The following is a 21,496-nucleotide window of genomic DNA, read 5'->3' as shown; positions in this document are numbered from 1 at the left end:
TTCCCAATCGCTAAGGAGAACCATCATGGCAGCCACATCGGCATCCGATAAATCGGTTTCGCCCATTGTCGTCCCCGGCCAACTCACGCTGCGCACCATTCGCGGCAAGAACGGCCCCTTCACCGTCGGTCGCCTCGCCACGCACCTCGGTACGTTCGAGGTCAAGGACCCGGAGCTGGAGCAATACCCCGAAGGCAAGTACGACGGGGAGTTCATCATCAGGTACATCTTCCCGAAGTCCTACCCGGTCGGTGGTGGCATGCGTTTCGAAATCCGCGCCAGTCTGGACGGAATGACGCTCTACGACATCGACAAACTGAGCCGTGACGAGGCACGCAGCTTCGCCACTCAGGACCTCGATCCACTTGATGAAGAGCTGGGCGAACAGCCTGCGGTAACGCCGGCCAAACCAGCCAAACCAGCCAAAACGTCCAGGCCCGCCAAGCCCGCACCTGTGCAGGCATCCGCAGACCCGCTGGTCGATACCACCCCCTTTGGTGTGGATGCGCCGACGCCCGCTACGGCGACTGCCTCCGGCAGTACCGAAGAGGGCGATGCCGCGCTGTTCGGCCTGCTGTGGCCGCTGGATGAGTCCGTGAAACTGGATTCGACCATCGACCGCCGCACCCTGCGCGCGCAGATCGCTCGCTTGAGCGAACTGGGTTATGCGCTGGACTTCAAGACGCAAGAGTGGAGCCGCCAGGCCGAACTGCAACCCGCGTAGTACGGAACGCTGCATCTGCGGTGTTCCTCACCCACCCGCCGGGGGCCTTCCCCTCGGGGGAAGCCTCCGGCTTCATTTCTCCCGGAGGCCTCTCATGGGCTGGTATTTCTCCCCCCAATCGCGGTCTGAACTGATCGCGGAACTGATCACACCGCAAGAGACCGAGCGCACCAGCGTGAAGGTCATCGCCCACGCACTGCGTGGCAACGTCCTCTGGTCTGTTACGCAAGTGACGGCCAAAGCCGACGGCGTACATCGTGATCTCGCGCCAGGTCAGTCCCTGCGCTATATCCGCTGCGATCTGCTGCAACGCAGCGGCGGCCAGTGGGGCTACAAGCCGCTGGACGAATCCATGCACCCGTACTACTACTCGTGCCCGCTGTCCTATCTGGATCTCGCACCGGAGCAATCCGCCGACTGGCGTGCAGGCGTTCGCGCCTACCACGCGCAGAGGCGCATACCCAAAGCAGCCCCGGCTACGACGCTGACGGCCTGAGCCAGGGCGTTTGCCCTACCACCCCAAGGGGCAGCACTTGCCCCAGCGGCGCTGCTGTTCCCGCTTATCCGAGGACACCACTATGCCCGCAAACCCTTCTTCCACCACGCTGTATCGCATCGACGAATGCCCGGACGTGATGGCCGACGCTTGCGTCGGCGATGACCAGGGCAATCTGATCTTCCTGTCGATCTGGGCGCGGGACACCGCCGTCCAGCAGTTCCTTGCTCGCCTGACCCTCGGGCGTGACGAGCAAGGCCTGGAGCAGTTCCACGTCATCACCGACCAGGGCGGCAGCGTCCCGGTGTTCGTCGGCAACGTCGATCGCCTGGAAAAGCGCATGACCCGCGCCTACCGGCGAACGCTGTTCGGTTCGCTGTCCAACGTGTGGCTGTTCGATCGGCGCTGCGTCAAGCCCGACAAGGCCAACGCCAGCGCACTGGCATTGCTGCCCCGCGATAGCGACCACCGGCTTGACCGCCTGTGGACGTTGGTGCAGGACACCTGCCCACTGCCATTGCTCGACCACTGGCGCGAAACCGTGCTGGAACTGCTGCAAAGCCGCGAGATGCTGACCCGCCTGCCGTTCGCCCTCGGGCCTTTGGTGGGCCATCGGCTCGCCATCGACGTGCCGGCGCTGACCCAGGCGCTCGGCTCGCTGATCCGCAGTGACGTGCTCACCGCCTATCCCTATCCGGCCAAGATTTGGACGCCGGAAACGGTAGCGGCTTGACCCACCTGCGCAGGCACGCCAAGGCGTGCCTGCGCCAATCATCCCCGCCAACCAGGAGACTTCCATGGCTCTCATGTTCCCGCGGCTCGCCCGCAATTTCGTGAAAAACGGGTACTTCCCGACCGACGAACCCACGCTCGAAAGAGCGCTCAACGCATTGATGCCCAGTAACTCTGAATCCAATGGGCCGATGTGCATCCTCGATCCCTGCGCCGGCGAAGGCGTGGCAATCGCTGAAGCGGCTCATGCCCTGGGGCGCGAGCATGCCAAGGCGTTCGCCGTCGAGTTCGACGCAGAGCGGGCGCGCCATGCCCGTGGTCTGGTCGATCACTGTCTGCACGCGGACCTGATGGACACGATGATCTCCAAGCAGTCCTTCGGTCTGCTCTGGCTCAATCCGCCGTATGGCGACCTGTCCAAGGACGTCAACGGCAACATTGGCTATCAAGGTCAGGGCCGAGCCCGCCTCGAAAAGCTGTTCTACCAGCGCACGCTGCCCCTGTTGCAGTACGGCGGCGTGCTGGTCTTCATCGTCCCCGGCTACGTGCTCGATGCCGAGCTGGTCGGCTGGCTGACACGCCACTACACCGACCTGCGGATCTATCGAGCGGTGGAAACGCAGTTTAAGCAGGTGGTGATCTTCGGGCGACGGGTGCGTCAGCGTGAGCAGACACCCGATGCCGTCAAGGCCGTGCGCAGTCTGTTGCTGCAGATTGGGCTTGGCGAAATCGAAGCCGAGGAGCTGCCGAGCGAATGGCCGTTCCTGCCGTACATCGTCCCCGCCAGCCCGGCGGAGCCGGGGCATTTCTTCCGCGTGACGATGGAGCCGGAGCAGTTCGCCGATGAGGTTGGCAGACTGCAAGGCCTCTGGCCGTCGCGGGATACGCAGTTGGGGGCCGCGCAGCAGACGCTACGTCCACCGGCGCGGGCCTTGTCCCACTGGCATCTCGCCCTGGCTCTGGCCGCAGGCGCGATCTCGGGAGTCGTGCAATCCAAGACGGGGCGCGTGCTCGTCGTCAAAGGTGACACCCACAAGGACAAGACGCTCCAGCGGGAATTCACCGAGCGCGAAGACGGCTCGATCGCCGAGACGCGCATCCTCACCGACAAGTTTGTTCCCGTCATCCGCGCGTGGGACATGACGCCTGATTCCCCGACACGGGGCGAGGTGTTGACCATTCGCTGATTGTTTTTCACCGCCGACGGTTCGCCGTCGATTTTTCCACCTACCGGGGTCCAGTCGCCCCGATGGGGTGCCGTGGCCCCTCCATATCCAGGAGCCTTCCATGGCAGCCCAAGCACTTTCCATCAGCCAAACACCGAGCCTGCGCTTCTCGCCAGGCCAGGTGGTCATGACCTGCGGCGTCGATGACCTGGTCCGACAGGGCCGGCTCAACCCGACTCCCTACCTGCGTCGCCACCTCGGCGGCGATTGGGGCGACCTCGACGACAGCGACAGGCGGCAGAACGATGCCGCGCTGAAGTCCGGCGAGGATCGTCTGTTTTCTTCTTACGAGGTCACACCCGGCCTGAAGATTTGGATCATCACCGAATGGGATCGCAGCGTCACCACGCTGTTGCTGCCCAACGAGTACTGACCGCGAGTTGTCACCGCAGGCCAAGGAGTGCCTGTACTGTCCAACCACCGACGGTTCGCCGTCTCTCTTCCCACCACGGGGCATGTCATCGCCCCGCTGGGGTGGTGCATGCCCCATTCTTTTTATGGAGCATCACCATGCCCGTTGATCTCGACACCACCGCCAGCAATGCAGCGCCCGTACCGGGCGAACTGCTCGAAGCGGAATCATCCCCTCTGACCCTGAGCCTTCAGGATTTTGTCGGCGAGTTCGGCGACGAACTGCTTGATTCTCTCAACCGCGCCAACCCGCCGGTCTATACCGGCCAAGCGCAAGCACAGCGGCAACTCGTCGTTGCCAGCCTCAAGCGCAAGCTGTTCCAGGCCCAGGCCGACGTTGTCCATGCTGCCGCCGAGCTGCTGGTCGATCAAGGCGAACGCGCTGCGATCGTCAATGGCGAAATGGGCTGCGGCAAAACGACCGTCGGCATCGCCACGGCCGCGGTGCTCAACGCCGAAGGCTACCGCCGCACGCTGGTACTTTCGCCTCCCCACCTGGTCTACAAGTGGCGGCGCGAGATCCAGGAGACGGTGGCCGGCGCCAAGGTCTGGGTGCTCAATGGCCCGGATACGCTGGTCAAGCTCATCAAGCTGCGCGAGCAGTTGGGTGTGCAGCCCACGGGCCAGGAGTTTTTCGTCCTGGGGCGCGTGCGGATGCGGATGGGGTTCCACTGGAAGCCGGTCTTCACCCAGCGGCGCACCCGCCACGGCGACGTGGCAGCATGCCCGAACTGCGGCACGGTCATTACGGACCTCGACGGCGAACCGGTCAACCCGATCTCGCTCGAAGCCGAGGAGTCCCGCAGGAAGTGCAGCCACTGCGCCGCGCCCCTGTGGACGCTGATCCGCCCGCGTAGTCTGTCCGGCAGTGACCAGTCCTCTGTCGTCCTCAAAGCCTTGAAGCGCATCCCGACCATCGGGGAAGTCACCGCGCAGAAGTTGATGCAGAAGTTTGGTGACGGCTTCCTGGCCTCGATGCTGGGTGACAACATCCACGAGTTCATCAACCTGATGGACGGCAATGGCGAGCTGGTGTTTTCCGACCGTCAGGCCACGCGCATGGAACGTGCGATGGCCAACATGGAGTTTGGCTTTGGCGAGGGCGGCTACCAACCGTCCGAGTTCATCAAACGCTACCTGCCGCAAGGCACGTTCGACCTGCTCATCGCCGACGAGGCGCACGAGTACAAGAACGGTGGCAGTGCCCAGGGCCAGGCCATGGGCGTGCTGGCGGCGAAGGCTCGCAAGACCTTGCTGCTGACCGGCACGCTGATGGGCGGCTACGGCGATGATCTGTTCTACCTGCTGTTCCGGGCACTGCCAGGGCGGATGATCGAAGACGGCTACCGCCCGACCACGAGCGGCAGCATGACCTCGGCTGCGATGGCGTTCATGCGCGATCACGGCGTCCTCAAGGACATCTACTCCGAGAGCGCCGGCACGGCGCACAAGACGGCCAAGGGCACCAAGGTATCGGTGCGCACGGTCAAGGCTCCCGGCTTCGGCCCGAAAGGGGTCTTGCGTTGCATCCTGCCGTTCACCATATTTCTCAAGCTCAAGGACATCGGTGGCAACGTCCTGCCACCGTATGACGAGGAGTTTCGTGAAGTCCAGATGGACGTGGCGCAAGCTGCGGCCTACCGCGATTTGGCGGGTCGGCTGACCGCAGAGCTGAAACAGGCTCTGGCGCGACGCGATACGACCTTGCTGGGGGTGGTGCTCAACGTGCTGCTGGCCTGGCCGGATTGCTGCTTCCGGTCGGAGACCGTGGTGCATCCACGCACGCGCAACACCTTGGCGTTTGTCCCGGCTCAGTTCAATGAGTTCGAGATCAGCCCCAAGGAGCGTGAGCTGATCGAGATCTGCAGGCAGGAGAAGACACAGGGCCGCAAGGTTCTGGCCTACACGGTCTATACCGGCACGCGCGATACCACGTCGCGCCTGAAGGGGCTGCTGGAGCAGGAAGGCTTCAAGGTGGCGGTGCTGCGCGCAAGCGTGGATGCCAGCCGCAGAGAAGACTGGATCGCCGAGCAACTGGACCGTGGCATCGACGTGCTCGTCACCAATCCCGAGCTGGTCAAGACGGGGCTGGACCTGCTGGAGTTCCCGACGATTGTGTTCATGCAAAGTGGCTACAACGTGTACTCGCTCCAACAGGCAGCACGCCGCTCCTGGCGCATCGGGCAGAAGCAACCCGTGCGCGTGATCTACCTCGGCTATGCCGGTTCCTCGCAGATGACCTGCCTGGAACTGATGGCCAAGAAGATCATGGTCTCGCAGTCCACCTCGGGCGATGTGCCCGAATCGGGGCTGGATGTCCTGAACCAGGACGGTGATTCCGTCGAAGTGGCGCTGGCCCGGCAATTGGTCACCGCCTGATTTCCACGCCACAAGCCGGCCTAGCGCCGCCGGCTTTCTGTTCTTCCCACCTTGCAGCCCCGTCCGCGTTCTTCGTGGGCGGGGCTGCGTTTTTCTCTCATTCCAAAGTGTTCCCGTGAAGGCCGAGCGCTTGCCCAAGGCAGCAAACCGGGCACCACCCAGTTCGCATTCCTGGCTGACCGCACGGCATCGCGCCGCCAATGTATCGGCATCGCAACAGAAGAGCCGATGCCATGCCCGCCATCCATGTATCCCGGCGTCTGGTCGGCGCTGGTCTCCTGGCCGCTGCCCTGGCCAGCGGCTGCGCCACCACGACCGCGCCACTGGCACCAGACGCCATAGAGGAAATCGCCTCCGTTCCCCAACCCGAGGCACCCGAGTTCATTCCCGTCGTGCGCTATGGCCGCTACACGCTGGTTGAGCTGGCACCCTCGGCAGCGCAGCGTGACTTGCTGTTGCAGACCATCGATGTGTCCATGCCGGAGGATGCCCGTGCCACGGTGGGCGATGGCCTGCGGCATGTGCTCAAACGCAGTGGTTACCAGCTTTGCGAGATGGCCCACGCCGTGACCGAGTTGTATGCGCTGCCGCTGCCGGCGGCGCACCTGCATCTTGGCCCCATGACCTTGCGCGATGCGCTGCTTACCCTGGCTGGCCCGGCCTGGGAACTGCACGCGAATGACCGGGCACGGCAGATTTGCTTTGAGCAGGCTGGAGGCAGTGCGACCGCCGAGCACGAACACGAACCGCCTGCTGCCGAGGCGGTGCAGACGTTTCCGCTGATGCCTTCGGTTTCGGGAGGCCAGCCATGAATGCCGCGCAGTCTCCCCGTCGCCCGATCACCGCCATGATGTTGCAGAGCCTGATGTGGCTCTGGCTGATCGGCCTCAGCGTTTTCGTCGCTCTCGGCTACCAGGCGGTGAACGAGCAGGTCGACCAGGAGCTGCTTAATTCCCGCCTGCAACGTCTCGAAGCGCAGGCGGTAGGTCTGGCCGAGGCCATTGAGGCCATCCAGCAGCGTCCAACCGTCGCAACGGCGGCAGACCTTAAAGACACCCGCGAACTCCTGGAAGCACGCGCTGCCCAGGTCGAGACAACGCTGAGCGGCTATGCCGCTGCTGACGACCTTCAGGCGCTGCGCACGGAGGTCGAGCAAATCAAGACGCGCCAGACCGTTGCGCGCACCGCAGCACCCGCTCAGCCGCGCACACCGCGCAGGCCTAACGCCAAGCCGGAACCGCTGCCACTGCCGTTCCGCATCGTCGGCGCCGAACTTCGCGCCGGCCAGCGCAGCCTGTCCGTCGCGCCGAGCAGCGGGGACTTCACGCCCGACCAGCTTGAGGTACTGCTGCCCGGCGATTCGCTCGGCCCATGGCGCTTTCAGGCGGTCGAGGGCAACTCCGCCGTGTTTCAGGCCGGCGACCAGACCCGTCGCGTGGCGATCCCTTGAGCTGAGGACATGACATGAAGCCTGCCATTATCCTTTCCGCGCTTCTGCTGGTGTCTGCCCAGTTGTCCGCTTGGGCGCAGCAACCGACCACGGCCCCCGCCGGCAATGCCCAGAGCCAGGAGCGTCCGCTGGTCACTCGCGCCTTGGACGACCGGGTGGCAAGCGACTGGGGCTTGCAACCGCAGGAGTGGGCGCGCTATCGCGAACTGATGGATGGGCCGCTGGGTATCTACTCACCCAACCTGGACCCGCTGTCCGCCCTGGGCATCGAGGCGCGCACCGACGAGGAACGGCTCCGCTACGCAGAGCTGCAGGTACAGATCGAGGCACGCCGTGTCGAGAAGCTGCTCGCCTACCAGCGTGCCTACGACGAGGCCTGGCAGCGCCTGAATCCCGGCATGCAGCGGGTGAACCTGCCTGACGACAAGCCCGACACCGGCACAAGCGCCAATCCCTTGCGCGGTTCAGGCCGCACGGCAGTGTTCATCAAGGACGGCTGCGCGGCCTGCGGGCAGCTCGTGCAGCGCCTGCAATCCTCTGGTACCGAGTTCGACCTGTACATGGTCGGCAGCCGCCAGGACGACACACGTATCCGCGACTGGGCCAAGCGGGCGAACGTCGATCCGGCGCGCGTGCGCAGCGGTGGCATCACGCTCAACCATGATGGCGGGCGGTGGCTGTCGCTGAGCTTGCCCGGAGACCTTCCTGCGGTCGTGCGCGAGGTGAACGGTCAATGGCAGCGCCAGCCATAGTGGCCACCTCCGTTTCGCAGTGCTTGCGCGCACTGGTGATCGCGGCGGGCCTGTGCGCCTGCGCCGCCCATGCCCAGGAGCTTCCGCCACCGGCTTACCAGCTTGCCGCACAGCGCGCAGGCATCCCCTCGACGGTGCTCTACGCCGTAGCCTTGCAAGAGAGCGGCATCCGACGCAATGGACGCATCGTCCCGTGGCCGTGGTCGCTCAACGTCGCTGGCCAGTCGCGTCGTTACGCAACACGCGCCGACGCCTGCGCCGGTTTGCAGCAGGCGATGCGCGCCACGCCGCACACGCGCATCGACGCGGGCCTTGGCCAGATCAACCTCGGCTACCACCAACAGCGCTACGCCAGCGCGTGCGACCTGCTCGACCCGTACCGCAATCTTTCCATCGCCGCTGAAATCCTGAAAGAGCAGCACACCACTGGCGAGGACTGGTTGCTGGCAATCGGTCGCTACCACCGTCCTGCGGGCGGAGAACCTGCCGCCCGTTACAGGCGGAGCGTGTCGCGCCACCTTGCCCGTGTGCAGGGCACGCACCCAACCACCGCGGCCCTCGCTGCGCGCCAGGAGACATCCCCATGACGAACCTCCCTCTGAGCAACTTCACGCTGAAGGGTCTGCTCGTGCTGCTGGCGGCTCTGCCGCTGGCCTCGCGTGCCGGCGAGCCGCTGATCGTGGTCGAAGACCGTGGCGGCGCGTCGGCGCTGCCGTACTACGAGGCTCTGAACCTTCAGCCGCGCGCCGATGCGCCGGCCCGACCGCCCATCCCAATGCTCCCGGTGCCCGCCACGCCCATGGACGAGGCCGCGATGTTGCCGGTGCGCAGTGCCAAGCTCACACCTGGCACCGTCGCGCGGCGGGTGATAGAGGCGCCGGGCCTGCGGCCCTTTGTGGTCATCGGCGACGACGAGGCGTCCCGCGCCTGGCTTCGTCGTCAGGCGGCCTCGCTGCGCCAGCGCGGCGCGGTGGGCCTGGTGGTTAACGTCGAGACCGTGCAGGGCCTGGCACGGCTGCGCGCCCTGGTGCCGGGCGTAGCCCTCGCGCCTGTGGCCGGTGACGACCTGGCCGAGCGCCTGGCTCTGCGACATTACCCGGTGCTGATCACAGCCACCGGCATCGAGCAATGAAGCCATGTCGGGGAAACAGCCGGTCGAGGTTTTGCTGCGCCCAGCGGTGGAGTTCTATACCGTCGCGGCGTGTGCAGGCGCCGCGTTTCTGTCCCTGGTGGCCCCGTGGTCGCTCGCGCTGAGTCCGGCCATGGGCGTCGGCAGTGCGCTGGCGTTCTGCGCCTACGGTGCCATCCGCTACCGCGATGCCCGCGTCATCCTGCGCTACCGGCGCAACATTCGCCGCTTGCCGCGCTACGTGATGACCAGCAAGGACGTACCGGTCAGCCAGCAGCGTCTGTTCGTGGGGCGCGGGTTTCTGTGGGAGCAGAAACACACCCATCGGCTCATGCAGACGTACCGACCGGAATTTCGCCGCTACGTCGAGTTGACGCCGGCCTACCGGCTGGCGCGCAGGCTGGAGGAACGGCTGGAGTTCGCGCCGTTCCCGCTGTCTCGGCTGCCCGCGCTCACGGGCTGGGATGTGTCTTTCAACCCGGTGCGCCCGCTGCCGCCTGTGGGCGGCCTGCCGCGCCTGCACGGCATCGAACCCGATGAGGTGGACGTCAGCCTGCCGCTGGGTGAGCGCGTCGGGCATTCGCTGGTGCTGGGCACCACGCGCGTGGGCAAGACGCGGTTGGCCGAGTTGTTTGTGACCCAGGACATTCGGCGCAAGAACGCCGACGGCGAGCACGAGGTCGTCATCGTCATAGACCCCAAGGGCGATGCCGATCTTTTGAAGCGGGTGTACGTCGAGGCCAAACGCGCGGGTCGTGAGGGTGAGTTCTATGTCTTCCATTTGGGCTGGCCCGACATTTCCGCGCGCTACAACGCTGTGGGCCGCTTTGGGCGCATCAGCGAGGTGGCCACCCGTGTTGCAGGGCAGCTCTCCGGGGAAGGCAACAGCGCGGCATTTCGCGAGTTTGCGTGGCGCTTCGTCAATATCATCGCCCGCGCCCTGGTGGAACTGGGCCAGCGCCCGGACTACATGCTGATCCAGCGCCACGTCATCAACATCGACGCGCTGTTCATCGAGTACGCCCAGCACTACTTCGCCAAGACCGAGCCCAAGGCCTGGGAGGTGATCGTCCAGATCGAGGCCAAGCTCAACGAGAAGAACATCCCGCGCAACATGATTGGGCGCGAGAAGCGCGTGGTGGCGCTGGAGCAGTACCTCTCCCAGGCCCGTAACTATGACCCGGTGCTCGACGGCCTGCGCTCGGCGGTTCGCTACGACAAGACGTATTTCGACAAGATCGTCGCATCGCTGCTGCCGCTGCTGGAGAAACTCACCAGCGGGAAGATTTCCCAGCTTCTGGCGCCGAACTATTCCGACCTGGCCGACCCCCGCCCGATCTTCGATTGGATGCAGGTCATCCGAAAGCGCGCCGTCGTCTATGTGGGCCTGGACGCGCTATCCGATGCCGAGGTCGCCGCAGCGGTCGGCAACTCGATGTTCAGCGATCTCGTTTCGGTGGCAGGCCATATCTACAAGCACGGGATCGATGACGGCCTGCCGGGCGCATCGGCTGGCACGCGCGTGCCGATCAACGTCCACGCGGATGAATTCAATGAACTCATGGGTGACGAGTTCGTGCCGCTGATCAACAAAGGCGGCGGCGCCGGTCTGCAAGTCACCGCGTACACCCAGACCCTTTCGGACATCGAGGCTCGCATCGGCAACCGCGCGAAGGCCGGTCAGGTGATCGGCAACTTCAACAACCTGTTCATGCTGCGCGTGCGCGAGACGGCCACCGCTGAACTGCTGACCCGGCAATTGCCGAAGGTCGAGGTCTATACGACCACCATCGTCTCCGGCGCGACCGACAGCTCCGACATCCGCGGGGCGACGGATTTCACCAGCAACACGCAGGACCGCATCAGCATGTCCAGCGTGCCGATGATCGAGCCGTCGCACGTCGTCGCCTTACCCAAGGGTCAGTGTTTCGCGTTGTTGCAGGGCGGCCAGCTTTGGAAGGTTCGCATGCCGCTGCCGGCACCGGACCCCGATGAGGTCATGCCGCAGGATCTGCAACAACTCGCGGGCTACATGCGCCAGAGCTACAGTGAGGCCACGCAGTGGTGGGAGTTCACCAGTTCCCCGGTCTTGCAGGACACGGCCTTGCCCGATGACCTGCTCGATGAGGTGGCCACCGCCGACGCTCCTGCCTCCGGCACGGGCGATATGGCCAGAGACGAGGCCGCACCATGAGCGATGCCGCCGGCACCACACGAAGGGAGCAAGGCCGCCGCCAGGGTCTGGTCATCGGCACGATCACGCTGCCTTTTCGGCTGCTTGGGGTACTGATCGGCTCGCTGCTGTTCTCCATCGTCATGGAGTGCGTGGGCATGCACTTGTTCTGGAAGGATCAAAGCTGGCGGCACTCCCAGCAGATGCTGCAGTACGAGCTGGGGCACCTGTCTAGCCATTTCACGCGCAGCGTGATCGTGCAGGAGCCGGGGCGCACAGCGCACGAGTTGGTAGATACCGGCTACGAATGGGTGTTCGTGCGTTCGGGGCTGCTGGAGCGCATGAGCCAGACCGCCGAGCGCGCCCGTGCGTCGAGCCAGGGCCAGACGCGCAACTTCCGCTATTTCATCAGCCAAGTCTATGTTTGGACCGAGAGCTACCTGATTGCGGCAGCGTTCACGACGCTGACCTTTCTCGTGCGTCTGTTGGTCCTGGTGCTCACCCTGCCACTGATCTTCACGGCGGCATTCGTAGGTCTGATCGATGGCCTGGTGCGCCGTGACGTGCGGCGCTTCGGCGCGGGCCGGGAATCCGGCTTCATCTACCACCGCGCAAAGGCGAGCCTGATGCCGCTGGCCGTGCTGCCTTGGGTGACGTACCTGGCGCTGCCGGTATCGGTGCATCCGCTGCTGATCCTGCTGCCGAGCACCGCCTTGCTTGGACTGGGTATATCCCTGACTGCGGGGAGCTTCAAAAAGTACCTCTAGCTATATTGTGCTGAACGCCCCGTCATCATCTGGACCACCATAACGCTGTAGTCGCACTGCGCACTCAATCAATACGATCCGTGCGAGGTAGGCTGCATACTGCCGCTCTGCCGCGAATGATTCCAGTCTGTCGTAGTGCGTGCCATGCAGTATCTGCGATCGACCATGGTCATAGATGTCCTTGACCAATTGCTTCAGCGTGCGAGGACGGTTGCCTCGTATTACCTGCGTGTCGTCACTCGTTCCGGTCAGATGCACGACCATTTTACAGATACCGCCGTTCCTGCCGCCGCAGCTCAGTACATCCAGGCAGGTTCCGAGCTTCGCCAACGCTATAGCATCGCTTAACTCACGGTTTCCTTCGCCGAACCAATCCAGCGCAGTAGCCCATCGATTGGCAAGCTTGGGATGCGGGTGACTCGATGGATCAAGCAGCCCATCAAGGATCGCCGCGAATGCCGGAAGAATAGATGTCATGTCATCCAACGCTTGCCTTACTCGTTCAGGAGGTTGCGAAGGAATCCGCTTCCCGAGCGAGCTTCCAGGCAACCACAGAAACCCTTTGGTTTCGACCAGGCGATCGCTACCCGCAGGCGGTAGGCGCTCGTCTTGAAGCGCCTGTTGCAGGAAGCACTCGGGGGCTCCAAAGCCCAGAGAGATAGCGTCAAGCGCTGTCTTGCCAACCAATCTCGCCAGCTTGCGTGAGAATTCACGCTCATAGCCACGGACTGTTACCTTGACCAAGGCTGGACATCCGACTATCGCACTGTAGACGGCGTTGGCCAGCCCTTCGATGGAGGAGCCATCATTGGCCTTCTGCAAGGCATCCTTGAGAATTTCCTTCCAGCGGTGGTTCGCCTCTGGTTGGTTCAGATAGTGATCCTTTCCCTGCTGAGGGAAATCTACAGAATCTATCCAGTCCGACCTATTCAAGAATGTCACCGGGCCGAGGGAGAACGGAGACTTCCTCTCCATGCCCAGGGTCCAGGCAGGGAAATAGTGCGTGTGTTCGTTGGTGATGCTTGCGAGTCGTTCCTCGATAAGCAATTTCAGTTTGGGAAGCAGCCCGCCCTGATCGCATTCATCAAACCCCGAAAGCTCACCCGAGGCGTGCATATCGGCAACGGCTTGGCGGGCAATTTTCTGAAAGGCCTCGGGTTCGATCTTCACTGAGTTCAGAGTCCGATTCTGATGGAGGGTGCTGGAGAACTGCCCAAGCGCCTCTCTTGCCTTCTTGGTGAAGTACCGCTGCATACCGTTCTCAGCGGTGATGAAATCAGGAATGCCGGCCTCTTCGGACCATGGAGTGGCCCCCTTGTGCACGCGATCTAACTCATCCACCAGAGCTTTCAGCTCGGTCTTTAGCCCCATAAATTCCTCCTCGATCTACTTCTGACCGCAGGATAGCCCAGGCTGACACCAACAGCCTCGGCATCCATCAATCCGGTCATCCGCGGGTTCCTATTGTTTGCGGCCTAAAGCAGCCCTGATCTCCACGATCGAGCCATTGCTGATCACACAGGAATGGCGCGATGGTGGCTTCAACCTGGCTGCGTGCCGCGCATCGCGGCGTGCCCACTTTTCTCGTGACGGCCCTCCTGCTGGGCCAGTCCCCGATGGCGTTGGCCGAGCCCCCCGCGCAGCGTCAGGAATTGGTCGCGGCGCTGCGCCAGCTCGACGCGCTGGAGCGCACCGTCGCCGACAGCGCCGCGCATGCTCCCGTCCAGCCGGGCGAGCGCTACCACTTCGATTACCCGCGGCTGCTGGCTGACCTAGCGCGCGTGCGCGCCGGCATCCAGGCGCACCTCTCTCCTTCGCGTGCTCAGCCGCGCGACCCCGCCGAGCTGGCCGGCGACTACCGCACCGAGCGGGCCGTCGAGCCATCGCCGACGACCGCGGAGGCCAAGCCATGAACGGCGCCCAAGTCTCGGCATTTCAAGCCAACAGCGGCATCGCGCCTTCCGCGATGGCGACCGTCCTGGTCGGCGTCGTGTTCGCGGTCCTGCTCGTCTGGGGCGTCTGGGCCATCCGAACGGCTTACGTAGGGTGGTCCGAGAGCCGCCTCAACCAGCGCCAGTTCCTCGGCGTCTGCATCCGCTTCGTCGCGATGTACCTCGTCCTGAGTTTCTTCCTCCTCTCCTGACCTGAAAGGCCTGACCATGCAAAACCGCATCCTCACTTCCCGTTTTGTCCAGCGCACCACCGTGGCTCTGGGCGCCGCCGCGCTGCCGGCGCTGTCGTTCGCGCAAGGCCTGCCGCAGTTGGAGAACCCGACCCGGGGCGCCGGCAGCGGCATCATGGAGACGATCAGGAACTACGGCTACGACATCATCATGCTCGTGGCCCTGCTGGTTGTGGCGTCGATGTTCATTGGCGTGTGCTACCACGCCTACGGCACCTACGCGGAAATCCACACTGGTCGCAAAACCTGGGGCCAATTCGGCCTCACGGTCGCCATCGGCGCGGTGCTGCTCGTGATCGGCATTTGGCTGCTCACCGAAGCCACCGGCATCCTGTAAGGCGAGGCCGGTATGTCCGAGCAGCAGCACGTCCGTGCTGACGGGACGGTCACGTTCCTTCCGCACCGGCTCAACCGCCATCCCGTTGTCGTGCGCGGCCTCACCGCCGACGAGCTGTGGATCTGCTGCGGCCTGTCCGGTGCCGCCGGCCTGCTGGTCGGTGCGCCGCTGTCCTGGGTGTTCCGCACGATCGCGCTCGCGCCCACGTTCGTCGTGCTGGGCGTGGCCTTCGGCGTGTTCATCGGGGGCGGCATCCTGCGTCGCCTCAAGCGTGGGCGTCCCGACACCTGGCTGTATCGGCAACTCCAGTGGCGCATCGCCACGCGCTATCCGCTGGTGGCGGGCTGGGTGGGCGGCCATGTGCTGATCTCACGCTCCGGCTTCTGGACCACCCGAAGGTCTGCTGCAAGGGGGGCACGATGAGCCGCTTCAAGAACGAGATCACCCATCTGCAGGCGCACATCAAGACGCTTCGCCTGGGTGCTGGCGCGCTGGTCATCGTCGCCCTGGTGATGGGCGGCGGCTGGTGGAGCGCTCCGCGCGACCTGACCATCCACGTCCCGCCTGATCTGCGCTCCGGCAGTACCCGCAAGTGGTGGGAAGTGCCGCCCGAATCGGTCTATGCGTTCACGTTCTACGTGTTTCAGACCCTCCACCGTTGGCCCACGAATGGCGAAGAGGACTACGCACGCAACCTTCACACACTCTCGCCGTATCTCACGCCGTCCTGCCAGGCTTTCCTGCGAGCCGACTACGACTACCGCCGCAGCACGGGTGAGTTGCGCCAGCGCGTGCGCGGCATCTACGAAATCCCGGGCCGTGGCTACGGCGACGACCCTACGACGCGCGTGCGCGTGGTCTCCGACCGCGACTGGGTGGTGACACTGGACATCAGCGCCGACGAGTACTACGGCGCGGAACAGGTCAAGCGCGCCCTGGTGCGCTACCCCATCAAGGTCACGCGCGTGGACATCGATCCCGCCCGCAACCCGTTCGGCCTGGTACTCGACTGCTACGAAGGGGCGCCGCAGCGCATCGGCGCCCCGGAGCCGACGCGCCCGGCGCCCGGTGGTTTGGCTCCGCAAGCGCCCCAAGGAGAAACCCCATGAAGCATCCTGTACTCGCACTGCTGGGGCTGCTGGTCGTAGTCGCAGCACCTGTCGCCCATGCGGTGGAGATCCTGCGCTGGGAACGTCTGCCGCTGGCCGTGCCGTTGCGTGTCGGCCAGGAGCGCATCGTGTTCATCGACAGGAACGTCCGCGTGGGCGTGCCTGCCGGCGTGGGCGAACGTCTGCGCGTGCAGAGCGCGGGCGGTGCGGTGTACCTGCGCGCCAGTGCGCCGATCGAACCAACACGGCTGCAACTGCAGGACGCCGACACGGGCGCATTGATCCTGCTGGACATCGCCGCCGAGCCGGCCAAGGACGGCGAAGCCGAGCTGGAGCCGGTGCGCATCGTCGAGGGCAACAGCACCCCGGCGCGCTATGGCGATCAGCCGGAGGGTGCCGACGCGCCCCCGGCGCACACCCAGAATCAGGCAGGCGCGCGGACGGCGCGGCGCGAAACCCCGGTCTCGGTCGCGCTGACGCGCTTCGCCGCGCAGAACCTCTATGCGCCGCTGCGTACGGTCGAGGCGCTGCCGGGTGTCATGCGGGTCAATCTGCGCCGCGACATGGACCTGACCACGCTGATGCCGACGCTGCCGGTGCGCGCGGTCGCGCTCGCGTCGTGGCGGCTGGAAGACCAGTGGGTCACCGCCGTGCGTCTCACCAACGGCAGCAGCGGCTGGATCACCCTCGACCCGCGTGTGCTGCAAGGCGATTTCCTCACGGCCAGCTTCCAGCACGAGGCGCTGGGTCCACGCGGAACGCCCGAGGACACCACCGTTCTGTACCTGGTGACGCGCGGGCGTGGCCTCGCGCAGTCGCTGCTGCCCGCTATCCACCGCTTCGACCCGGCTGCGCATCTGCCGCAGCCGCAAATCGAGACACGGGACAACGAGGCCGCGGATGGCAAGGAGACTCGCCATGCGCAGTAACGGACTCCTGAAGTGGCTGATGATCCCCGTGGCCCTGTTGGTGCTGTTCGTCGCCATCCGGCTGTTCTCCGGTGGGAGCACGTCGACACAGCCCGCAGCCGATGCCGGCGCCCAGCTCACGCCCGAGGAGATGAAGGCGCTGGGCATCGAGGGCGATACCCCCCGCGATACCGTGGCGACCCTGGTGGCGCAGGTGAAGCAATTGCGCACCGAGCTTCAGACCACGCTCTTGGACAACAAGTCTCAGCGCGAAGAGAACCAGCGCCTGCGCCAGCGCGAGAACGCCATCGACCAGCGCATCAATTCGGCGCTGGAGACCGAGCGCTCCAACCTGCGCCGCGACCAGCAGCAGGCAGCCAGCGAGCGCCAGCAGACCGAGGGACTGCTCGCCGACCTGCAGCGGCGCCTGGAAGGCATCGGCGGGCGCGGCGGCGGCCACGCCGATCTACCCGTGGGCCTGGGGCTGCGTAACGGCGACGAGGCAGGCATGGAAGGCGGCGTGCGCTGGGTCGAGCCGGACGACGCGAAGCCCACTGATGGGCGTAACGGCAGTCGTGGCACGGGTGGCGGCATGAGCTTTCCGACGAGCTTCGGCCCCGCGCAGAGCACGCTGGAAACCACGGCACAAACCGTGGCGAACGCGGGCGCCCGCGCCGCAGGCGTCAAGAGCGCCAAGCCGGTCTATACGGTGCCGACCAACTCGACGCTGATGGGATCGGTGGCAATGACGGCGCTGATCGGCCGCGTGCCGATCGACGGTACGGTCAACGATCCGTATCCGTTCAAAGTCCTGGTCGGTCCCGACAACCTCACGGCAAACGGAATTGACATTCCCGACGTGGCGGGCGCCGTGTTTTCCGGCACGGCCTCGGGTGACTGGACGCTCTCTTGCGTGCGCGGCCAGGTGCGCAGCATCACCTTTGTGTTCCATGACGGGACCATTCGGACGATTCCCGAAGACCGCGAGGGCAACCAGCAGAACAACCAGCAGCGCGACGGCCTGGGCTGGATCAGCGACCCCTATGGCATTCCCTGCGTCAGCGGAGAGCGGCGCAGCAACGCCCAGCAGTACCTCGGCTCACAGGCGCTGATCACCGCGGCGGGTGCCGGCGTCGCCTCGCTCATCGACAGCGACAGCGGTCAGATGTCCTACGTGGGCGCCGATGGCTCCATCGGAAGCGTCGGCATCTCGGGCAACGAAGCCGTGGGCCGCATCCTGGCCGGCGGCGTTCGGGACATGGCCGATTGGGTGAACAAGTTGTACGGCCAGGCCTTCGCCGCCGTCTATGTCCAACCCGGCGCAAAGGTCGCCGTCCACCTCGAAAAGCCGCTCGCCATCGATTTCGATCCCGAAGGTCGCAAGGTCGATCACCGTGCAGGAGAAAGCCATGCTCTCGAACTTGAATAAGGGCCTGGCGCTGGCCCTTGCCGTCGCGGTGCTCGGCGGCTGCGCCACCAGCAAGGAAAAGCTGCTGCCCCACGGCGACAGCACGATGATGGACATCTGGCAGCAGAACGCCGGTGACGGCGGCGGTGGCGCCGGCCAGGTGGCACGCAGGCAATTGCTCGACGCGCGCCAGAGCCTGCGCCGGCCGCTGACCGAGATGGATGTACAGGCCGCGCCCGCCGAGCAGATGCGCTACACGCGCACAGCGCGCAACGAGGTCTATCGCCAGTTCCAGCGCCTGCCGAATCCCGACCTGGTGATGTACGTGTACCCGCACCTGGCAGGCACGGACCCGGTGCCCGTGCCGGGCTATACGACGGTTTTTCCCTTGTACCAGCGCGTGCAGTACGCCATGCCCGGCGAGCGCGTGGAGGACTACTGATGCGCTGGAAACTCCCCTGGCCGAAGCTGACTGCATCCGACGCAGACGATGACGAGCAGCCGGACGGCTGGCAGCGCCACGTCGAGGCCCTGCGTCAGGCCGGCATCCCCGAACCCGGCACGGCGGTCCATGGCCACAGGCCGGCGACCGTGGCCGACGAGCAGGCGCTGTACGACGTTGCGCCGTCGTTCGCGGAATTCCTGCCCTGGGTGGAGTTCCTGCCCCAGTCGAAGTCGATGCTGCTGGAAGACGGGCAATCGGTCGCGGCGTTCTACGAGCTGGTGCCGCTGGGCACCGAGGGCCGGGAACCCGGCTGGCTCGCGCATGCCCGCGACGCCTTGGAGAACGCGCTCCAGGACTCGTTCGATGAACTGGACGAGAACCCCTGGGTACTCCAGCTCTACGCCCAGGACGAACCCAGCTTCGACCAGTACATGCAGACCCTGCGCGACTACGTGCAGCCGCGCGCCCGCAATACGGCTTTCACCGAGTTCTACCTTCGCTTCTTCGGACACCACCTGCGCGCGGTAGCGAAGCCCGGCGGGCTGTTCGAGGACACGGTGGTCACACGGCTGCGCTGGCGCGGCCAGACGCGGCGCGTGCGCATGGTCGTCTATCGCCGGGCCACCGGGCAGGCGAACCGCCGCGGCCAGACGCCCGAGCAGATGCTGAACATCGTCTGCGATCGCTTGTGTGGCGGGCTGGCGAACGCCGGCATCCAGGCCCGGCGCATGGCCGCGGCCGACGTCCATGACTGGCTGCTGCGGTGGTTCAACCCGCGTCCCACGCTGCTCGGCCCTGGGATCGAGGACCGCGAACGCTTCTATGCGCTGGCACGCTACCCCGACGAGACAGAAGACGGCGAGATCGAGCTGGCGAGCGGGCGGGATTTCAGCCAGCGGCTTTTCTTCAGCCAGCCACGCTCGGACGCGGATCACGGCACCTGGCACTTCGACGGCATGCCGCATCGTGTGCTGGTCACTGACCGGCTGCGCATGCCGCCCGGCACGGGGCATTTGACTGGCGAAACCCGCAAAGGCGATGCGATCAATACGCTGTTCGATCAGATGCCCGAGGACACGACGATGTGTCTGACCATGGTGGCGACACCCCAGGACATCCTCGAATCGCACCTGAACCACCTGGCGAAGAAGGCAGTCGGCGAAACACTGGCATCGGAGCAGACGCTCAAGGATGTGCAGGAGGCCCGCTCGCTGATCGGCAGCGCGCACAAGCTGTACCGGGGAACACTGGCGTTCTATTTGCGCGGCCGGGATGAAGCCGAACTGGACCGGCGCGGCCTTGATCTGGCGAACGTGATGCTTAACGCCGGTTTGCAGCCCGTGCGCGAGGACGATGAAGTCGCGCCTTTGAACAGTTATCTGCGCTGGCTGCCGTGCTGCTACAACCCGAGCCAGGATCGACGGAACTGGTTCACCCAACTGATGTTCGCCCAGCACGTGGCGAACCTCTCACCGGCCTGGGGCCGCAGCCAGGGCACGGGCCATCCGGGCAATACGTTCTTCAATCGAGGCGGCGGGCCGATCACCTTTGACCCGCTCAACCGCCTGGATCGGCAGATGAACGCGCACCTGTTCCTGTTCGGCCCCACCGGCTCCGGCAAAAGCGCAACGCTCAACAACCTCTTGAACCAGGTCACGGCCATCTACCGGCCGCGCCTCTTCATCGTGGAAGCCGGCAACAGCTTCGGCTTGTTCAGCGATTTCGCCAAGCGCCTGGGCCTGACTGTGAACCGGGTCAAGCTGGCCCCCGGCTCGGGCATCAGCCTGGCGCCGTTCGCCGACGCGCGTCGGCTGATCGAAACGCCGAGCGACGTGCAGACGCTGGATGCCGATGTGCTGGACGAGGACATGCCACCCGATGCATCGGCCATGGAAGCGGACGAGCAGCGCGACGTACTCGGCGAGTTGGAAATCACCGCACGGCTGATGATCACCGGCGGCGAGGATAAAGAAGAGGCCCGGATGACGCGGGCCGATCGCTCGCTCATCCGCCAGTGCATCCTCGACGCCGCCGAGCATTGCGTGGCCGAGAAGCGCACGGTGCTCACGCGCGACGTGCGCAACGCGCTGCGCGAGCGCGGCCAGGACCCAACGCTGCCAGAGATGCGGCGCGTGCGGCTGCTGGAGATGGCAGATGCCATGGACATGTTCTGTCAAGGCACGGACGGCGAAATGTTCGACCGCGACGGTTCGCCGTGGCCCGAAGCCGACATCACCCTGGTCGATCTGGCGACCTATGCCCGCGAGGGCTACAACGCGCAGCTCTCCATTGCCTACATCAGCCTGATCAGCACGGTGAACAACATTGCCGAGCGCGATCAGTACCTGGGCCGCCCGATCATCAACGTCACCGACGAAGGACACATCATCACCAAGAACCCGCTGCTCGCCCCCTACGTGGTGAAGATCACCAAGATGTGGCGCAAGCTGGGGGCCTGGTTCTGGCTCGCCACACAAAACATCGACGACTTGCCGCGCGCTGCAGAGCCCATGCTCAACATGATCGAGTGGTGGATCTGCCTGTCGATGCCGCCCGATGAGGTGGAGAAGATCGCGCGGTTCCGCGAACTCTCGCCTGCGCAGAAGGCGCTGATGCTTTCCGCGCGCAAGGAAGCAGGGAAGTTCACCGAGGGCGTCATCCTCTCCAAGAGCCTTGAAGTGCTGTTTCGGGCCGTGCCACCGAGCCTCTATCTCGCGCTCGCGCAGACCGAACCCGAGGAAAAAGCCGAGCGTTACCAGCTCATGCAGCAACACGGCATCAGTGAACTCGACGCGGCCTTCAAGGTGGCCGAGAAGATCGACCAGGCGCGTGGCATCGAGTCGCCAGCCTTGGGCCTGCCGCAATAGC

At 65.0% G+C, this 21,496-nt stretch carries 23 protein-coding genes; 22 read left to right on the top strand and 1 reads right to left on the bottom strand.

Features of this window, described 5'->3' with window-relative positions:
- Nucleotides 1–25 precede the first annotated feature (25 nt).
- From LU688_RS05775 to LU688_RS05715, 13 genes are all read left to right on the top strand, one after another.
- Nucleotides 26–724: a DUF3275 family protein gene (locus LU688_RS05775; protein ID WP_003158623.1), complete on the top strand. Its 699-nt coding sequence runs from the start codon at nucleotides 26–28 to the stop codon at nucleotides 722–724.
- A gap of 94 nt (nucleotides 725–818) precedes the next feature.
- On the top strand, nucleotides 819–1,220 hold the full coding sequence (locus LU688_RS05770) for a hypothetical protein (RefSeq protein ID WP_003158624.1): 402 nt from the start codon (nucleotides 819–821) through the stop codon (nucleotides 1,218–1,220).
- Nucleotides 1,221–1,302: 82 nt separating this feature from the next.
- Nucleotides 1,303–1,953, top strand: a complete 651-nt coding sequence (locus LU688_RS05765) for a hypothetical protein (RefSeq protein WP_003158625.1) — start codon at nucleotides 1,303–1,305, stop codon at nucleotides 1,951–1,953.
- Between the two features lie 64 nt (nucleotides 1,954–2,017).
- Nucleotides 2,018–3,139 (top strand): DUF6094 domain-containing protein, encoded by a 1,122-nt coding sequence (locus LU688_RS05760; protein ID WP_003158626.1) that lies wholly within the window; start codon nucleotides 2,018–2,020, stop codon nucleotides 3,137–3,139.
- 166 nt (nucleotides 3,140–3,305) lie between these two features.
- A complete protein-coding gene (locus LU688_RS05755) occupies nucleotides 3,306–3,551 on the top strand; it encodes a plasmid related protein (RefSeq protein ID WP_425311439.1) in 246 nt (81 codons plus the stop codon).
- A gap of 137 nt (nucleotides 3,552–3,688) precedes the next feature.
- Complete coding sequence (locus LU688_RS05750) at nucleotides 3,689–5,968, top strand: helicase-related protein (RefSeq protein ID WP_003158628.1); 2,280 nt, start codon at nucleotides 3,689–3,691, stop codon at nucleotides 5,966–5,968.
- 233 nt (nucleotides 5,969–6,201) lie between these two features.
- Nucleotides 6,202–6,780 carry a PFGI-1 class ICE element type IV pilus protein PilL2 gene (gene pilL2, locus LU688_RS05745; protein ID WP_003158629.1) on the top strand — a complete coding sequence of 193 codons (579 nt, stop codon included), beginning with the start codon at nucleotides 6,202–6,204 and terminating at the stop codon, nucleotides 6,778–6,780.
- Nucleotides 6,777–7,418 carry a hypothetical protein gene (locus LU688_RS05740; RefSeq protein ID WP_003158630.1) on the top strand — a complete coding sequence of 214 codons (642 nt, stop codon included), beginning with the start codon at nucleotides 6,777–6,779 and terminating at the stop codon, nucleotides 7,416–7,418. Before pilL2 ends, LU688_RS05740 begins: the two co-directional genes overlap by 4 nt.
- 14 nt (nucleotides 7,419–7,432) lie before the next feature.
- Nucleotides 7,433–8,170 carry a TIGR03759 family integrating conjugative element protein gene (locus LU688_RS05735; protein WP_003158631.1) on the top strand — a complete coding sequence of 246 codons (738 nt, stop codon included), beginning with the start codon at nucleotides 7,433–7,435 and terminating at the stop codon, nucleotides 8,168–8,170.
- Nucleotides 8,152–8,757, top strand: coding sequence for a transglycosylase SLT domain-containing protein (locus LU688_RS05730; RefSeq protein ID WP_003158632.1), 606 nt, complete (start codon nucleotides 8,152–8,154; stop codon nucleotides 8,755–8,757). Before LU688_RS05735 ends, LU688_RS05730 begins: the two co-directional genes overlap by 19 nt.
- Nucleotides 8,754–9,302, top strand: a complete 549-nt coding sequence (locus LU688_RS05725; RefSeq protein WP_003158633.1) for an integrating conjugative element protein — start codon at nucleotides 8,754–8,756, stop codon at nucleotides 9,300–9,302. Before LU688_RS05730 ends, LU688_RS05725 begins: the two co-directional genes overlap by 4 nt.
- Before the next feature lie 4 nt (nucleotides 9,303–9,306).
- Nucleotides 9,307–11,493 carry a type IV conjugative transfer system coupling protein TraD gene (traD, locus tag LU688_RS05720; RefSeq protein WP_003158634.1) on the top strand — a complete coding sequence of 729 codons (2,187 nt, stop codon included), beginning with the start codon at nucleotides 9,307–9,309 and terminating at the stop codon, nucleotides 11,491–11,493.
- Nucleotides 11,490–12,239, top strand: a complete 750-nt coding sequence (locus tag LU688_RS05715; RefSeq protein ID WP_003158635.1) for a TIGR03747 family integrating conjugative element membrane protein — start codon at nucleotides 11,490–11,492, stop codon at nucleotides 12,237–12,239. Before traD ends, LU688_RS05715 begins: the two co-directional genes overlap by 4 nt.
- Here LU688_RS05715 and LU688_RS05710 read toward each other — a convergent pair whose 3' ends face one another.
- Nucleotides 12,240–13,610 carry a hypothetical protein gene (locus tag LU688_RS05710; RefSeq protein WP_003158636.1) on the bottom strand — a complete coding sequence of 457 codons (1,371 nt, stop codon included), beginning with the start codon at nucleotides 13,608–13,610 and terminating at the stop codon, nucleotides 12,240–12,242. It lies immediately after the preceding gene.
- Nucleotides 13,611–13,771: 161 nt separating this feature from the next.
- On the opposite strand from LU688_RS05710, the gene LU688_RS05705 reads away from it, so the two are divergent.
- Genes LU688_RS05705 through LU688_RS05665 form a run of 9 tightly spaced genes read left to right on the top strand, consistent with a single transcriptional unit; the run spans nucleotide 13,772 to nucleotide 21,495 of the window.
- Nucleotides 13,772–14,152, top strand: a complete 381-nt coding sequence (locus LU688_RS05705; RefSeq protein WP_003158637.1) for an integrative conjugative element protein, RAQPRD family — start codon at nucleotides 13,772–13,774, stop codon at nucleotides 14,150–14,152.
- Complete coding sequence (locus LU688_RS05700) at nucleotides 14,149–14,382, top strand: TIGR03758 family integrating conjugative element protein (RefSeq protein WP_003050225.1); 234 nt, start codon at nucleotides 14,149–14,151, stop codon at nucleotides 14,380–14,382. The genes LU688_RS05705 and LU688_RS05700 overlap by 4 nt, the downstream gene beginning before the upstream one ends.
- A gap of 16 nt (nucleotides 14,383–14,398) precedes the next feature.
- Nucleotides 14,399–14,758, top strand: coding sequence for a TIGR03745 family integrating conjugative element membrane protein (locus LU688_RS05695; protein WP_003158638.1), 360 nt, complete (start codon nucleotides 14,399–14,401; stop codon nucleotides 14,756–14,758).
- 12 nt (nucleotides 14,759–14,770) lie between these two features.
- A complete protein-coding gene (locus tag LU688_RS05690) occupies nucleotides 14,771–15,181 on the top strand; it encodes a TIGR03750 family conjugal transfer protein (RefSeq protein ID WP_003158639.1) in 411 nt (136 codons plus the stop codon).
- Nucleotides 15,178–15,867 (top strand): PFL_4703 family integrating conjugative element protein, encoded by a 690-nt coding sequence (locus LU688_RS05685; RefSeq protein ID WP_003158640.1) that lies wholly within the window; start codon nucleotides 15,178–15,180, stop codon nucleotides 15,865–15,867. Before LU688_RS05690 ends, LU688_RS05685 begins: the two co-directional genes overlap by 4 nt.
- A complete protein-coding gene (locus tag LU688_RS05680; RefSeq protein ID WP_003158641.1) occupies nucleotides 15,864–16,796 on the top strand; it encodes a TIGR03749 family integrating conjugative element protein in 933 nt (310 codons plus the stop codon). The genes LU688_RS05685 and LU688_RS05680 overlap by 4 nt, the downstream gene beginning before the upstream one ends.
- Nucleotides 16,786–18,204, top strand: coding sequence for a TIGR03752 family integrating conjugative element protein (locus LU688_RS05675; protein ID WP_003158643.1), 1,419 nt, complete (start codon nucleotides 16,786–16,788; stop codon nucleotides 18,202–18,204). Before LU688_RS05680 ends, LU688_RS05675 begins: the two co-directional genes overlap by 11 nt.
- Complete coding sequence (locus LU688_RS05670) at nucleotides 18,185–18,625, top strand: TIGR03751 family conjugal transfer lipoprotein (RefSeq protein WP_003158644.1); 441 nt, start codon at nucleotides 18,185–18,187, stop codon at nucleotides 18,623–18,625. The genes LU688_RS05675 and LU688_RS05670 overlap by 20 nt, the downstream gene beginning before the upstream one ends.
- The gene (locus LU688_RS05665) at nucleotides 18,625–21,495 is read left to right on the top strand and encodes a conjugative transfer ATPase (RefSeq protein WP_003158645.1); all 2,871 of its coding nucleotides are present in this window, start codon (nucleotides 18,625–18,627) and stop codon (nucleotides 21,493–21,495) included. The genes LU688_RS05670 and LU688_RS05665 overlap by 1 nt, the downstream gene beginning before the upstream one ends.
- Nucleotide 21,496: the final 1 nt, after the last annotated feature.

This window comes from Pseudomonas soli (genome assembly GCF_021283165.2).
Lineage (GTDB): Bacteria > Pseudomonadota > Gammaproteobacteria > Pseudomonadales > Pseudomonadaceae > Aquipseudomonas > Aquipseudomonas soli.
The sequence above is the reverse complement of the archived record's forward strand: the minus strand, read 5'-3'. Positions and strand labels throughout refer to the sequence as shown.